This window comes from Stutzerimonas zhaodongensis (assembly GCF_003696365.1).
In the GTDB taxonomy this organism is placed as follows: domain Bacteria; phylum Pseudomonadota; class Gammaproteobacteria; order Pseudomonadales; family Pseudomonadaceae; genus Stutzerimonas; species Stutzerimonas zhaodongensis.
In genome coordinates this window covers 1,206,183-1,219,725 of record NZ_RFFM01000002.1, presented here as the reverse complement: position 1 = coordinate 1,219,725, position 13,543 = coordinate 1,206,183, and the positions used below count along the sequence as shown (strand labels likewise).

The following is a 13,543-nucleotide window of genomic DNA, read 5'->3' as shown; positions in this document are numbered from 1 at the left end:
GGCATTTGTCTATTCGGATCAAGCCTTGTCGCGCTCCAGTAGGGGCTTAAGGAAGTGTCCGGTATGTGATTGTTGCATATCAGCAACATCTTCCGGCGTGCCGGCTGCAATGATCTGGCCGCCTTTGGAGCCGCCCTCTGGGCCCAGGTCCACTAGCCAATCGGCTGTTTTGATCACATCCAGGTTGTGTTCAATGACGACCACCGTGTTGCCGTGGTCGCGTAGCCTGTGCAGGACGTCCAGCAGCTGCTGGATATCGGCGAAGTGCAACCCGGTGGTTGGCTCGTCCAGAATGTATAGCGTCTTGCCGGTGTCACGCTTGGAGAGTTCGCGCGACAATTTGACACGCTGGGCTTCTCCGCCGGAAAGTGTGGTCGCGCTCTGTCCCAGCTTGATGTAAGAAAGGCCGACATCCATCAACGTTTGGAGCTTGCGCGCCACCGCAGGGACCGGATCGAAGAACTCCCTGGCTTCTTCGATCGTCATGTCCAGCACTTCCGTGATGCTCTTGCCTTTGTACTTCACCTCCAGCGTCTCACGATTGTAGCGCTTGCCCTTGCATACATCGCAGGGTACGTAGATGTCGGGAAGGAAGTGCATCTCCACCTTGATCACGCCGTCGCCCTGGCAAGCTTCGCAGCGCCCGCCTTTGACGTTGAAGGAAAAGCGCCCAGGGCCATAGCCGCGAGAGCGTGCTTCCGGTACGCCAGCGAAAAGCTCGCGGATAGGCGTGAAGAGCCCGGTGTATGTAGCCGGGTTGGAGCGTGGCGTACGGCCGATCGGGCTTTGATCTATATCCACCACCTTGTCCAGGTGCTGCAGGCCATCGAACGAGTCATGCGGCGCCACCTCGAGGGTGGTGGCGCCGTTCAAGGCTGTGGCCGTGATCGGAAATAGCGTGTTGTTGATTAGTGTCGACTTGCCTGATCCGGACACCCCGGTGATGCAGGTAAGTAGACCGACAGGAATCTCCAAGTCGACATTGCGCAGGTTGTTGCCCCGTGCACCTTTGAGTTTCAGCAGCTTCCCAGAGTCGCGAGGTGTGCGTTTTTCCGGGTAGAGAATCTTCACTCGCCCCGAAAGATAACCACCTGTAAGAGAGGCAGGATTGCTCATCACCTCGTCCGGTGTGCCTTCAGCGACGATCTGGCCGCCGTGAACGCCAGCGCCCGGACCGATATCGACGACATAGTCCGCCAGGCGGATGGCGTCTTCATCGTGCTCGACGACGATAACGGTGTTACCTATGTCCCGCAGGTGGCGCAGGGTGCCGAGCAGGCGTTCGTTATCGCGTTGGTGCAAGCCGATGGAAGGCTCGTCGAGGATATACATCACGCCGACCAGGCCGGCGCCGATCTGACTGGCCAGGCGGATGCGCTGGGCTTCACCACCCGAAAGAGTATCAGCGCTGCGGTCCAGGGTGAGGTAGTCCAGACCGACGTTGACCAGAAACTGCAATCGCTCGCAGATCTCCTTAAGAATCTTGTCCGCAATCTCACCACGACGGCCGCTAAGCGTAAGGCCGCCGAAATACTCGGTTGCGTCGCCGATCGGTAGGCCTGTAACGGCGGGCAGGGTTTTGTCGCCAACCCAGACATGCCGAGCCTCGCGGCGCAGGCGGGTCCCGCGACATTCAGGGCAAGGCTGGGTGCTGAGATACTTGGCCAGCTCTTCGCGTACAGAGTTGGACTCAGTTTCGCGGTAGCGCCGCTCGAGGTTGGGAATGATGCCTTCGAAGGGGTGCGAACGTTTGACGATATCCCCGCGGTCGTTCAGATAGCGGAAATCCACGTTTTCTTTACCACTGCCACGCAAGACAAACTTCTGTTGATCCGGCGGCAGCGAGTCAAAGGGTACGTCGAGACTAAAACCGTAATGCGAGGCGAGTGAGCCCAGCATCTGGAAGTAATAAACGTTGCGCCGGTCCCAACCGCGTATGGCGCCTTCTGCCAGGGTCAGCTCACCGTTGACCAGGCGCTTGGCATCGAAGAACTGTTTGACGCCAAGGCCGTCGCACGTAGGGCATGCCCCGGCGGGATTGTTGAAGGAAAAAAGCTTCGGTTCGAGCTCACTAATCGAATGCCCGCAGATGGGGCAGGCGAAGCGGGCAGAGAAGATCATCTCCTCGCTGCCATCCTCTTCTTCCATCGATGCGACCAGTGCAATGCCATCGGCAAGCTTCAGCGCGGTTTCGAACGACTCGGCGAGCCGCTGTTGCAGATCGTTACGGACCTTGAAGCGATCGACGACCACGTCGATGGAGTGCTTCTTTTGCTTGTCGAGTTTGGGCAGCTCATCCAGCTCATAGAGCCGGCCGTTGACTCGCGCACGTACGAAGCCTTGCGCGCGGAGCTCGTCGAATACTGCCAGGTGTTCGCCCTTGCGCTCGCGGATGACCGGAGCGAGGAGCATGAGTTTTCGTCCCTCCGGAAGAGCCATGACCTGATCGACCATCTGGCTGACGGTTTGAGCTTCAAGCGGCGCATCGTGATCCGGGCAGCGTGGAGTGCCGACGCGGGCATAGAGCAGGCGCAGGTAGTCGTAAATCTCGGTGATTGTCCCGACGGTCGACCGCGGGTTATGAGACGTCGATTTCTGCTCAATGGAGATAGCGGGGGAAAGGCCCTCTATCGTGTCGACGTCCGGCTTTTCCATCATCGAAAGAAATTGCCGGGCATACGCCGAGAGCGATTCGACGTAACGGCGCTGCCCTTCGGCATAAAGCGTGTCGAAGGCCAGCGAGGACTTGCCCGAGCCCGACAGGCCGGTGATCACGATCAATTTATCGCGTGGCAATGTCAGGTCGATGTTTTTCAGGTTATGGGTACGAGCCCCACGTATCAGAATCTTGTCCAAAACAGCCTCGCATGGCGGGCGAAAACCCGAAAGTATACGGCCAGGGGCGACATCGCGGCAAAGCGGCGAGCCTGTGCCGAGTAGCGGTATGACTGCTAGAATCGCCGCCGGTTAATTCAAGCGAGACCCCAGATGCAGGATCCTTACAGCGAGCGCATGAGCGCCAGAGAAACCCGTGCAGCGTCTGGGCTGGCCCTGGTATTTGCGTTTCGCATGCTCGGTATGTTCATGGTCTTGCCGGTTCTGGCGACCTACGGCATGGAACTGCAAGGTGCGACCCCCGCGCTGATCGGCCTCGCCATCGGTGCCTATGGTTTGACCCAGGCGCTGCTACAAATTCCGTTCGGCATGCTTTCCGATCGAATCGGGCGGTTGCCAGTGATCTACTTCGGTCTACTCATCTTTGCGGCAGGTGCGGTGCTTGCGGCGTCCGCCGACTCCATATGGGGGGTCATCGCGGGCCGTATCATGCAAGGCGCCGGGGCCATTTCAGCTGCTGTGATGGCGCTACTGTCGGACCTCACCCGCGAGCAGCACCGCACCAAGGCAATGGCGCTGATCGGTATGAGCATCGGTGTTTCATTTGCCGTGGCGATGATCGTCGGTCCGCTCCTGACGCGTGCTTTCGGTCTGTCGGGGCTGTTCTGGGCGACTGCGGGTATGGCATTGATGGGCATGCTCGTAGTCGCGGTGCTGCCCCGTGCTCATCACCATCTGCGACACCGGGAATCGGGCGTGGCCAAGCAAGCCCTCGGTGCGACGCTTCGTCATTCGGATCTGCTTCGCCTGGACTTCAGCATCCTCGCACTGCATGCAATTCTGATGGCGAGTTTCGTCGCGTTGCCACTGGCTTTGGTGGGTGAAGCGTCCCTGCCCAGGGAAGAGCATTGGTGGGTCTATCTCACTGCCTTGGTGGTCGGATTTTTCGGGATGGTGCCTTTCATTATCTATGGCGAGAAGAAACGCCAGATGAAGCGCGTCGTGCTTGGCGCGGTGGCAGTGCTGCTATTTGCCGAATTGTTTTTCTGGTGGTTTGGTTCCGGGCTTTGGCCATTGGTCGGCGGTATGGTCATCTTCTTCGTTGCTTTCAACTTGCTCGAAGCTTCGTTGCCCTCGCTGATCAGCAAGGTCGCGCCGGCTGGAGGCAAAGGTACGGCGATGGGGGTCTACTCCACCAGCCAGTTTCTCGGGGCCGGGGTGGGCGGAGTGCTGGGCGGATGGTTCTACCAGCAGGGTGGGCTGGCGCTGGTGTTCGCCGGCTGTGCAGTCCTGTGCGTGCTTTGGTTGATGGCGGTGTGGCGTATGAATGAGCCGCCTTACGTCACAGGGTTGCGTTTGCCCCTGTCGGCAGAGGCTCTGCTCGATCCAGCTTTGGCTGAACAGATGTTGGCGGTTCCCGGCGTGTCGGATGCTGTCGTCATCGCAGAAGAGGCCGCCGCTTACGTCAAGGTCGACATGCAGGTGCTGGACCGGCCTGCGCTTGACCGCTTGGTCGCTTGAAGCTTCCTGCAATGTCCACACAGTGAGATTGTCGGTGCATGCTGTTATCAATCCACCGCCACGCCGGTTGGCCGACATTTGGTGGTAGGGTAAGATTCGGGGTCACCGGCAATTCCCTGTTTTGGGGTTTACTCCAGTGAGCCCAACCAATTTTCTTGTCTGATTGAAGGAGTTACCCATGGCCAGAGGGGTGAATAAAGTCATCTTGGTCGGCAATGTCGGCGGCGACCCGGAAACCCGCTACATGCCCAATGGCAATGCGGTGACCAACATCACGCTTGCCACCACCGATAGTTGGAAGGATAAGCAGACTGGACAGCAGCAGGAACGCACCGAGTGGCACCGGGTAGTCCTTTTTGGCAAGGTTGCTGAGATTGCGGGCGAGTACCTGCGCAAGGGCTCGCAGTGTTACATCGAAGGCCGCCTGCAGACTCGCGAGTGGGAAAAAGACGGCGTAAAGCGCTACACCACCGAAGTGGTCGTGGACATGGGCGGCACCATGCAGCTGCTCGGCGGTCGTGGCGGCAACTCCGATGACGCACCACGTCAGTCTCAGCCACGCCCACAGCGTGACTCCCAGCCGCAACAGCAATCACGCCCGCAGTCTCAGCCTCAGCCCGCTCAGCAGCCGGCTCCAGACTACGACAGCTTCGACGACGATATCCCGTTCTAGAGTTCACTCCATGCGAATGCGCCTGATGCTGTTGGGCGGCGGTAATGCCCTGGGTCAGGCGCTTATCCGCCTGGGCGCCGAGGAAGACATCGGCTTTCTCGCCCCGCGCCCACCCGACCAGGGTTGGGATGCGCCCAGTTTGACCAATCTGCTCGACGATAATCGTCCGGACGTCGTCATCAACCTTGCCTACTATTTCGACTGGTTCCAGAGCGGCCATGTCGACGAGGCCGTGCTCAGCAATCAGGAGCGCGCAGTAGAGCGACTGGCTGAGCTTTGTCAGCACCATCAGTTCGTACTAATGCAGCCGTCCAGTTATCGGGTATTCGATGGTGCGCGGACAACCGCCTACAGCGAAAAGGACGAGGTCGCTCCTTTGGATGCGCGCAGTTGGGCTCTCTGGCGCATGGAGCAAAGCGTCCGAGCTCTATGCCCTCGGCATGTACTGCTCCGCTTCGGCTGGTTGCTCGATGACAGTTCGCACGGGCTGATGGGACGCTTCCTGCAGCGCCTCGAGCAAAGCGATGAACTGCCGTTGGCAGACGACCGTCGTGGTAATCCGACACCGGTCGAAGATGCGGCGCGAGTAATTCTTGCCGTGCTGAAACAGTTGGACTGTCAGGCGCCGCTGTGGGGAACCTACCATTATGGCGGTCATGAAGCCTCCACCCCGCTTGTGGTCGGCCAGGCCTTGATGGCTGAGGCAGCTCATCATCGGCAGTTGAAAATCGACACTCTGACCGCTGTCGCCCACGCGGCCTGCACCGACGCGGCAGATGAACCGCAGCACGGGGTGTTGGCTTGCAAGAAAATCTTCAATACCTTTGGCATCAAGCCGCGTGCCTGGCGCACCGGACTGCCCAACCTGCTGGAGCGTTATTACCGCCATGGCTGAACTGCCGATTCTGGTGACCGGGGGCGCTGGCTTCATCGGCTCCAACCTAGTTGATGCACTTATTGCTCGCGGTTATGCCGTTCGAGTACTGGATAATCTTTCGACTGGCAAACGCAGCAATCTGCCGAGCGTAGATAGTGTCGAGTTGATTGTGGGCGACGTTGCCGACGCAAACACGGTACGCAGCGCCGTTCAGGGCTGTCGTGCCGTTGTGCACCTAGCCGCAGTGGCGTCTGTGCAGGCCTCGGTCGATGACCCGGTTGGTACGCACCAGAGCAACCTGGTGGGAACGCTGAATCTCTGTGAGGCAATGCGCGAAGCAGGCATCCGCCGGGTTCTTTTCGCGTCGAGTGCAGCGGTATATGGAAACAATGGAGAGGGTGAGCCGATCAAGGAAGAGACACCCAAGGCTCCGCTCACGCCCTATGCTGCAGACAAGCTGGCCAGCGAATACTATCTGGATTTCTACCGGCGCCAGCATGGTCTTGAACCTGCCATTTTCCGCTTCTTCAATATTTACGGGCCGCGCCAGGATCCTTCCTCACCTTATTCAGGTGTGATCAGCATCTTCACCGAGCGTGCCCGGAATGGTTTGCCCATCGCCGTTTTTGGTGATGGCGAGCAGACACGAGATTTCGTATACGTTGGCGATCTTGTCGAGGTTCTGGTGCAGGCGCTGGAGTCATCCGAAGTTCAGGAAGGCGCTGTGAATGTTGGGCTAAATCAGGCGACCTCGCTCAAGCAGCTGCTCGATGCGGTTGGTGATGTGCTTGGGGGCTTGCCCGAGGTGAGCTACCAGGCCGCACGGCAGGGGGACATCCGTCACTCGCGCGCTAACAACGCGCGGCTGGTTCAGCGCTATCGTCTGCCAGAACCTCCTACCGGAATGCGCGACGGCCTGGCGAAGCTGCTAGGTTTGTAAGGAGATTCTGTAGAGACAAGAAAGGCGCCAATGGCGCCTTTTTCTTGCCTGTAATTCAGGCGTGTCTCGAGTCCTTAGAACTTGTAGCCGAGACCAACCATGTAGACCATCGGATCGACGTCCACATCGACCTTCACCTTGGCGCCACCGTAGTTGGTTGTGCCAGTTGTGTCGATGTCGATGTAACGGACCTGAGCGTTGACCATGATGTTGTCAGTCAGCATATAGTCCATTCCGACTTGAGCTGCGAAACCCCATGAATCCTTCATGTCCAGACCGCTGAAGCCCTTGCCCTCGGCTTCGCTGGTCAGTTTGTCATCGAAGAACCAGGTGTAGTTAATGCCGGCGCCAACATAAGGCTGAAACGCAGACCTGGTATCTAGCGGGTAATAAACGACGCTGAGGGTCGGCGGCAGGTGCTTGAGTTCGCCTAGCTTGCCATTGAGGCTGGCAAACGGGCCGGGCATTCCCGCGACACCTACGTCATGACTGAAAGGCGTAGCAGCGAGCAGTTCTATTCCGACCTTGTCGGTGACCATATAGGCGAAGTTGAGGCCGAGCTGTGTGTTGCTGTCGAGCGTGGCTTTGGTACCCGGAACGCTAGTGTTGAGCGCGCCTACATAGATGTCACTGCTGTCCTCGCGCGGATCAACGGTGATGGCGCCAGCGCGGAGAATCACATCACCAGCCTGATGAGCCTGAGCGAGAGGGGCGGCGAGGGCTAGGGCCAACACGGAAGCGGTAAAAAGGGTCTTGCGCATGGTGAAACTCCATCCAGACATGGTGTATTGCGTGTGATGCCTATGGTAGAGCGCTCGCCGCTGGCCATTTTGATCCAGCTCAATAAAGCCTCACCCGCTGCGCAGGTCGGTTGAGCGGGTTGCTTTGTCTCTTGGTTGCGGATGATAATGTTTCTCTTTCTGAATCCGCTGTAGCAAGACTGGTGTTGCCGCACTACTTGGTGAATGCGGTATATGCCATAAAGTGTTATAACGTAACGCTTTTAAAGCTGCTGTGAACTGAGGGTCCTCTCCGCATGAATCTGCATCCGACTCGCTTGCTGGCAGGCGTGGTTTTGTCGTTTTGCCTGCCCTTGCAGGCTGCTCCACTGGATGCTGCGCTTGATGAAAGCCAGCGCCTGGCTGCCGAAGCCAAGGCCTCCCAGGCACGCATCGATCAGCTCGATGATGCAACCCGGCAGATGCTCAATGACTACCGCAATGCAGTTCAGCAGGCCGAGGCACTGAAAGCCTATAACGAGCAGCTGACCGAACTCACCGCAGCGCAGCGCAAGGAGCTGGATGGGTTTCAGCGCCAGCTGGACAGCATCGAACGCACTCAAGAAGCCGTTGCGCCGCAAATGGGGCGAATGATCGAAGTGCTCGAAGAGTTCATAGCGGCAGATCTGCCGTTCCTGCCCGACGAGCGCGCCGACCGGCTGGCCAGTCTGCAGGACATGCAAGCCCGTGCAGATGTGAGTCTGGCCGAGAAGTATCGCCGCATTCTCGAGGCGTATCAGATCGAAAGTGACTACGGCCGCACCCTTGAAGCCTGGCGCGGCGAACTTCCCGTCGAAGGTGGCAGCCGCAGCGTCGAGTTCCTGCGGCTGGGGCGCACCATGCTCTATTACCAGACGCTGGATGCGCACGAGAGCGGCTGGTGGAACCCTCAGGCGCGTGCCTGGGAAGTCCTGGACGGCAGTGCCCGTCGCCCGATTACCAAGGCGATCGCGATTGCCCGCCAACAGCAAGCACCTACCTGGCTTGAACTGCCGGTCAAGACCCTGGCCAAGGAGGCTGCCCAATGAACCGTTTGCTGACATTGCTGCTAATCGGCTTGTTGCCTGCGCTAGCCCAGGCTGCCGAACCGTTGAGCCCGGAGCAATTGCTGCAGCGAATCCGCAGCGAGCGCGCTGCGGAAGTGGGCGCCATGCAGTCACGCGAGCAGGCGTTCATCCAGAACCGCAGTGAGCAGGCACAGCTGCTTGCGCGGGCCAACGCAGCGCTTGAGCAGCAGAAGGCCGAAGCCGAACGCCTGAAGGCAGAGTTTGATCGCCAGGAAGCTGAGCTGGCCGAGCAGGAAAAGCTCCTGGCGCAACGGGTTGGTCATCTCGGCGAACTCTTCGGCGTGGTCCGCCAGAGTGCCGGGGATATCGCCGGCCAGTGGCAGGACAACCTGCTCAATGCACAGTATCCCGAGCGGCTTCAGCGCCTCAGAGCACTGGCTGAAAGCCGCACGCTGCCGTCAGCTGAGGATCTGGACAGCTTCTGGATGACCTTGCTCGAAGACCTCACGGCCAGTGGGCAGGTCCAGCGGGTCGAGCTGCCAGTGGTGGGCGTCGACGGCCAACGCAGCGAGCAGTCGGTACTGCGGGTCGGCAACTTCTCAGCCTTCACCGATGACAACTTCCTGCGCTACGACAGTGACACCCGCCAGTTGCTGACGCCCGGTCGCCAGCCCTCGGGTGTGGGTATGGTCAGCGACTACCTGAACAGCAATGACGCGTTGTCCACTCTGCCGATCGATCCAAGCCGCGGCTCTCTGCTGGCTCAGTTACAGCGCCAACCGCAGTTGTGGGACCGGGTTCAGCAAGGTGGACTGGTTGGCTGGGTCATTCTGGTCCTGGGTGCTATAGGTCTGCTTCTTGCGATCTGGCGCATGGTGTATCTGGCCGGTGTCAGCCGCGCGGTCAATCGGCAGGTGCGTGAGATCCATCAGCCACGTGACGACAACCCGCTCGGGCGCATCATCGGCGTGCTTGGCCCCAAGCCTCAGCTGTCCGATCTCGAAACGCTGGAGCTGAGGCTGGACGAGGCGATTCTGCAAGAGACTCCACCGTTGGAGCGCGGCCAGCCTCTGCTCAAGCTACTCAGTGCGGTCGCGCCGTTGCTCGGCCTGCTGGGTACGGTGACCGGCATGATCGTGACGTTCCAGGCCATTACTCAGAGCGGCGGCGGCGATTCGCGCCTCATGGCCGACGGCATTTCGCAGGCTCTGGTGACTACAGTGCTGGGGCTGGTCGTAGCGATTCCGCTGCTGTTCCTGCATAGCCTGCTTGCCAGTCGCAGCAAGTCGCTGATCCAGCTGCTGGAGCAACAAAGTGCTGGCCTGATCGCCCTTCATCTGTCGGGGACGCCGCGCCGTGACTGATCTGCATGTGCGCTGGCTGAGCCTGGTCGATAGCGCCTATGCGCTGCTCGACTTCATGGCCGCGGGTGGCGCCGTAATGTGGGCGCTGGCGGCGTTGTGCGTGCTCTATTGGACGCTGGTGTTCGAGCGACTCTGGTTCATGCGGCGGGTGTTTCCGCGTTGGGTAGATGCGCGACGCCAGGCATGGACGGAGCTGGGCAGTGATACCGGCAGCTGGCAGCGCGCAGTGCGCAGTGCCTGGCTTGCCCAGGCCCAGCAGCAACTGACCGGCCCGCTGCGGATGAGCAAGACATTGGTCGCAATGTATCCGCTGTTGGGGCTGCTTGGCACAGTCAGCGGCATGATCGCGGTTTTCGATGTATTGGCGCTCAACGGCACTGGCAACCCCCGCGGGATGGCAGCGGGCGTATGGCAGGCAACCCTGCCGACCATGGCCGGCATGGTGCTGGCCATTACTGGACTGTTCAGCCTGGCGCGTCTCGAACGTATTTCTCGCCAGGCTCTCGACCGGCTGGCCGACCAGCTGCGTCACGATTGAGGATTAACGGATGCGTATGCGTCGTCACCATTACCAGCAGGAAGAAGACACCGGTATCGACCTGACCCCGATGCTCGATGTTGTCTTCATCATGCTGATCTTTTTCATCGTCACCAGCTCCTTCATCAAGGAATCCGGCGTTGAAGTCCAGCGGCCTCAGGCTGACACCGCCAGTGCTCAGGACAAAGGCAATATCCTGATCGCCGTGACTGCAGACGGCCAGGTCTGGATCGACAAGCAGACAGTCGATGTACGGAGCGTGCGCGCTCATGTCGAACGCATGCGTGTAGATCAGCCCGAAGGTGCCGTCGTGGTTCAGGCCGATCAGGATGCTCGCACCGGTCTTGTCGTCCAGGTCATGGATCAGGCACGCCTGGCTGGGGTCCAGGACGTGGCGCTCGCTGCCAGTTCGGGAGCGCGGTGATGGTTCGTGGACTGACCCGTGTGGGGTTGTCCTTTGTCGCCGCCTGCGTGGTGGCGCTGCTGTTGTTTGCCTTGATGCTGAGCATGGTCAACCCGCCACGTAGCGAGGTTGCCGATGATCCGGTAGCCATCGCCAATTTCGTGCGTATGGATAACAGCCAAGAAAGCACGTCCACACGTTCGCGGCAGCAGGCACCGCAGCCGCCTCAGCCAAAGACGCCTCAAACGCCCACACCACCGACGCCTAGCATGGCGAGTCCGAGCGCCAACTTGCCCAAGCTCGATCTTCCTCTGCCGAACATCGATACGGGTGTGTCAGTCGCCAGCGCACCGGCGCCCAGCCTTGCTGGACTGACCGCCGCGTCCGCACCGGCTGCGCCCCCTGCGCCGGCCGCCCCTTCGGAGGCTGAGGCGCCAGCGCAGTCAGGCCCCGAGCAGGAGGTGATGCCGCTCAATGACGTTCGTCCCGAGTACCCATATCGGGCGCGCCAGCGCGGTATCGAAGGACACATCAAGCTCGCATTCACCATTACAGCAGCCGGCAAGGTGGAAAACATCCGGGTAGTGGAAGCCTCGCCGCCCAATGTCTTCGACCGTGAAGCCCGCCGTGCTGCCTCGCGCTGGCGTTTCGCGCCGCGTACCGAGAACGGCTCCGCTGTATCGCGCGAAGCCGTTAAAACCCTTCATTTCCGTCTGCAAGGAGAACGCTGACATGCCCCGTCTGCTGTTGCTGATCTCGTTGTTGTTCGTTGTGTCGTCTCACGCCGCCCAAAGCATTGATCCCGCGGTGTTCAAGGCATTGGAGCGTGCCCAGAGCGCCCAGGAGAAGGGCGATTACGGTGCCGCACACAGGGTGCTCAAGGAAGCCGAAGCAAAACCGGGTAGCGCCGAAGAGGCGTTGCTTTGGCGCAGCCGGGCCTATTTGGCCTGGGCCGAGGGTAATAATCGACAGGCACTCGAACTGCTCGATAAAGCGGTAGCCAGCGGCAAGCTGGACGAGTCGATACTGGCGAACGAGCGACTCAATCTAGCGAAGCTCAACCTGATCGAGCGCCGATACGCGAAGGTCGTCAGCCTGCTGGGCTCGCCGGCGCGGGCCAGCGAGGATGTGTTGCAGATGTTGGTTCAGGCGTATCAGGGCCTTGGGCAGCACGCCAAGGCGCTGCCGCTGGCAGAGCGTTACGTGCAGGCCAACCCCAAGGCTGCCGATACCTGGCTGCAATTCTTGGTTGCGGGTAATGCCGAGCTGAAACGTTACGAGGCCGCTGAGCGCTGGCAGAGCAGGCTGCTGGCGCGCCACCCCGATCAAGCCAAGAGCTGGCGCCAGTTGGCCGGGTTGCAGCAAATGGCTGGGGACGAAGACAAGGCGCTTGCAACCCTGCGTGCTGCGCATGCCAAAGGGCTGAGTTTCAGCGAAGCTGAGCTGGATAACCTGGTCTTGCTGGCTGGCGCCGCCGGCCAGCCTTGGCAAGGTGCAAAATTGCTGCAAGGAATGCTCGATTCGCGTCTGCTTTCCAGCGATGCTACCCGGCGAGAGCGCTTGGGCATGCTGTGGTGGCAGGCAAGGGAACGTACGCAGGCGGCGCAGATATATCGCGACCTGGCGACGCAATCCGGCAACGCCAAGTTCTGGTTGAACGTCGCTCAGCTCGAGCTGGAGCAGGCTCACTGGCAGGCGGGCCTTGATGCCCTGAAGCAGGCCGAGCGTGCTGGTGCCGAGCGCCGGAAGGTGAGGGCGTGGCGCGAATGGGCCGAAGGCGAGTTGAGCTTCGAGCGTCAGCGCCAGGTTGCCAGTACCCGTTGATCGAGTCACCGGACTCGCTGCACATCCGGTGATACGAAGTTGAGGGGCAGAACGAAAACCCCGCCGCTCTGGCGGGGTTTTGTTTTGAACTCTAACTACTGAGAGGCTCGCCCTCGGAATACGGCGGCAGCGGCGCCTGTCGAAAGCGGCGCAGCGTAGATACGAACAAGGCGAAAGGCCTTCGATATCGCTGGCATGGCTGCTCGTTAGGAGTTACACGAGTTCCAGCGCGCTGCACCGGAACCTGTACTGCACTCACCGCTATTCGAGCTCGTATAGATAGATCTTCTGCGCATCCATGCGGTAACCCGCTTCGGCGAGCTCGCTGCTGGTGTGTTCGATCTTCATCGGGCCCTCGATCCAGAACGGCTGGTATAGCTCGTCCACCTTCACGCCCAGCTCGCTGGTGGCATGCACGATCTGGTTGGATGGCGGTGGAGGCACATGAATGCAAGCGCCGAAGTAGGGCACAAGAAGAAACTCGGTCACTCGCCCGTCCTCACTCATGTCCAGCGGGACGATGTAGCCAGGCAGCTTGGCCTGCACACCATCCAGCTCCTTGACCACGGGTTCTGCAGGCGATTGCTGTGCGGCCGCGGGGCCAGCTTCGGCAGCGAGGGCATCGGCCAACTGCGACATGTCGTGAATCGCCATCGGTGGTGGCGGTGGAGGGGCGTCGGGCGGAATGAGGTCCGACCACTGCAGTTCACGTACATCGGCAGTCGCGAAAGGCATCGCCAAGGCGAGCAGCGCGGCGAACAACAGGCGAGACATGGCTTTCC

General features: G+C 60.2%; 13 protein-coding genes. 10 read left to right on the top strand and 3 right to left on the bottom strand.

What is annotated here, in order from left to right; translation table 11 throughout:
• Nucleotides 1-18: 18 nt before the first annotated feature.
• Nucleotides 19-2,856 carry an excinuclease ABC subunit UvrA gene (gene uvrA, locus EA797_RS14100; RefSeq protein ID WP_167468815.1) on the bottom strand — a complete coding sequence of 946 codons (2,838 nt, stop codon included), beginning with the start codon at nucleotides 2,854-2,856 and terminating at the stop codon, nucleotides 19-21.
• 132 nt (nucleotides 2,857-2,988) lie between these two features.
• Here uvrA and EA797_RS14095 point away from each other — a divergent pair, with 132 nt between their 5' ends.
• From EA797_RS14095 to EA797_RS14080, 4 genes are all read left to right on the top strand, one after another.
• Nucleotides 2,989-4,356, top strand: a complete 1,368-nt coding sequence (locus tag EA797_RS14095; RefSeq protein ID WP_122166169.1) for an MFS transporter — start codon at nucleotides 2,989-2,991, stop codon at nucleotides 4,354-4,356.
• 178 nt (nucleotides 4,357-4,534) lie between these two features.
• Entirely contained in the window at nucleotides 4,535-5,029 is a 495-nt protein-coding gene (locus EA797_RS14090) for a single-stranded DNA-binding protein (RefSeq protein WP_122166167.1), read from the top strand.
• Between the two features lie 10 nt (nucleotides 5,030-5,039).
• Entirely contained in the window at nucleotides 5,040-5,924 is an 885-nt protein-coding gene (locus EA797_RS14085) for a sugar nucleotide-binding protein (RefSeq protein ID WP_122166165.1), read from the top strand.
• Nucleotides 5,917-6,846 (top strand): NAD-dependent epimerase/dehydratase family protein, encoded by a 930-nt coding sequence (locus EA797_RS14080; protein ID WP_122166163.1) that lies wholly within the window; start codon nucleotides 5,917-5,919, stop codon nucleotides 6,844-6,846. The genes EA797_RS14085 and EA797_RS14080 overlap by 8 nt, the downstream gene beginning before the upstream one ends.
• 74 nt (nucleotides 6,847-6,920) lie before the next feature.
• Here EA797_RS14080 and EA797_RS14075 read toward each other — a convergent pair whose 3' ends face one another.
• Complete coding sequence (locus EA797_RS14075; RefSeq protein WP_122166161.1) at nucleotides 6,921-7,607, bottom strand: OmpW/AlkL family protein; 687 nt, start codon at nucleotides 7,605-7,607, stop codon at nucleotides 6,921-6,923.
• Nucleotides 7,608-7,882: 275 nt separating this feature from the next.
• Between EA797_RS14075 and EA797_RS14070 the strand changes: the two genes are divergently transcribed.
• Genes EA797_RS14070 through EA797_RS14045 form a run of 6 tightly spaced genes read left to right on the top strand, consistent with a single transcriptional unit; the run spans nucleotide 7,883 to nucleotide 12,761 of the window.
• Nucleotides 7,883-8,653 carry a DUF3450 domain-containing protein gene (locus EA797_RS14070; protein WP_122166159.1) on the top strand — a complete coding sequence of 257 codons (771 nt, stop codon included), beginning with the start codon at nucleotides 7,883-7,885 and terminating at the stop codon, nucleotides 8,651-8,653.
• Nucleotides 8,650-9,996 (top strand): MotA/TolQ/ExbB proton channel family protein, encoded by a 1,347-nt coding sequence (locus EA797_RS14065; RefSeq protein ID WP_122166157.1) that lies wholly within the window; start codon nucleotides 8,650-8,652, stop codon nucleotides 9,994-9,996. The genes EA797_RS14070 and EA797_RS14065 overlap by 4 nt, the downstream gene beginning before the upstream one ends.
• Nucleotides 9,989-10,534 carry a MotA/TolQ/ExbB proton channel family protein gene (locus EA797_RS14060; protein ID WP_122166155.1) on the top strand — a complete coding sequence of 182 codons (546 nt, stop codon included), beginning with the start codon at nucleotides 9,989-9,991 and terminating at the stop codon, nucleotides 10,532-10,534. Before EA797_RS14065 ends, EA797_RS14060 begins: the two co-directional genes overlap by 8 nt.
• 10 nt (nucleotides 10,535-10,544) lie before the next feature.
• Nucleotides 10,545-10,958, top strand: coding sequence for an ExbD/TolR family protein (locus EA797_RS14055; protein WP_122166153.1), 414 nt, complete (start codon nucleotides 10,545-10,547; stop codon nucleotides 10,956-10,958).
• Nucleotides 10,958-11,668, top strand: a complete 711-nt coding sequence (locus EA797_RS14050) for an energy transducer TonB (RefSeq protein WP_122166150.1) — start codon at nucleotides 10,958-10,960, stop codon at nucleotides 11,666-11,668. Before EA797_RS14055 ends, EA797_RS14050 begins: the two co-directional genes overlap by 1 nt.
• A gap of 1 nt (nucleotide 11,669) precedes the next feature.
• A complete protein-coding gene (locus EA797_RS14045) occupies nucleotides 11,670-12,761 on the top strand; it encodes a tetratricopeptide repeat protein (protein ID WP_122166148.1) in 1,092 nt (363 codons plus the stop codon).
• 261 nt (nucleotides 12,762-13,022) lie between these two features.
• On the opposite strand, the gene EA797_RS14040 is transcribed toward EA797_RS14045, so the two are convergent.
• Complete coding sequence (locus EA797_RS14040; protein WP_122166146.1) at nucleotides 13,023-13,535, bottom strand: DUF3299 domain-containing protein; 513 nt, start codon at nucleotides 13,533-13,535, stop codon at nucleotides 13,023-13,025.
• Nucleotides 13,536-13,543 lie beyond the last annotated feature (8 nt).

What these genes read in the sequence shown, in the direction of transcription:
- EA797_RS14095 (WP_122166169.1), top strand. Translation starts at nt 2,989, where the DNA reads ATGCAGGATCCTTACAGCGAGCGCATGAGCGCCAGAGAAACCCGTGCA.
- EA797_RS14090 (WP_122166167.1), top strand. Translation starts at nt 4,535, where the DNA reads ATGGCCAGAGGGGTGAATAAAGTCATCTTGGTCGGCAATGTCGGCGGC.
- EA797_RS14085 (WP_122166165.1), top strand. Translation starts at nt 5,040, where the DNA reads ATGCGAATGCGCCTGATGCTGTTGGGCGGCGGTAATGCCCTGGGTCAG.
- EA797_RS14080 (WP_122166163.1), top strand. Translation starts at nt 5,917, where the DNA reads ATGGCTGAACTGCCGATTCTGGTGACCGGGGGCGCTGGCTTCATCGGC.
- EA797_RS14075 (WP_122166161.1), bottom strand. Translation starts at nt 7,607, where the DNA reads ATGCGCAAGACCCTTTTTACCGCTTCCGTGTTGGCCCTAGCCCTCGCC.
- EA797_RS14070 (WP_122166159.1), top strand. Translation starts at nt 7,883, where the DNA reads ATGAATCTGCATCCGACTCGCTTGCTGGCAGGCGTGGTTTTGTCGTTT.
- EA797_RS14065 (WP_122166157.1), top strand. Translation starts at nt 8,650, where the DNA reads ATGAACCGTTTGCTGACATTGCTGCTAATCGGCTTGTTGCCTGCGCTA.
- EA797_RS14055 (WP_122166153.1), top strand. Translation starts at nt 10,545, where the DNA reads ATGCGTATGCGTCGTCACCATTACCAGCAGGAAGAAGACACCGGTATC.
- EA797_RS14050 (WP_122166150.1), top strand. Translation starts at nt 10,958, where the DNA reads ATGGTTCGTGGACTGACCCGTGTGGGGTTGTCCTTTGTCGCCGCCTGC.
- EA797_RS14045 (WP_122166148.1), top strand. Translation starts at nt 11,670, where the DNA reads ATGCCCCGTCTGCTGTTGCTGATCTCGTTGTTGTTCGTTGTGTCGTCT.
- EA797_RS14040 (WP_122166146.1), bottom strand. Translation starts at nt 13,535, where the DNA reads ATGTCTCGCCTGTTGTTCGCCGCGCTGCTCGCCTTGGCGATGCCTTTC.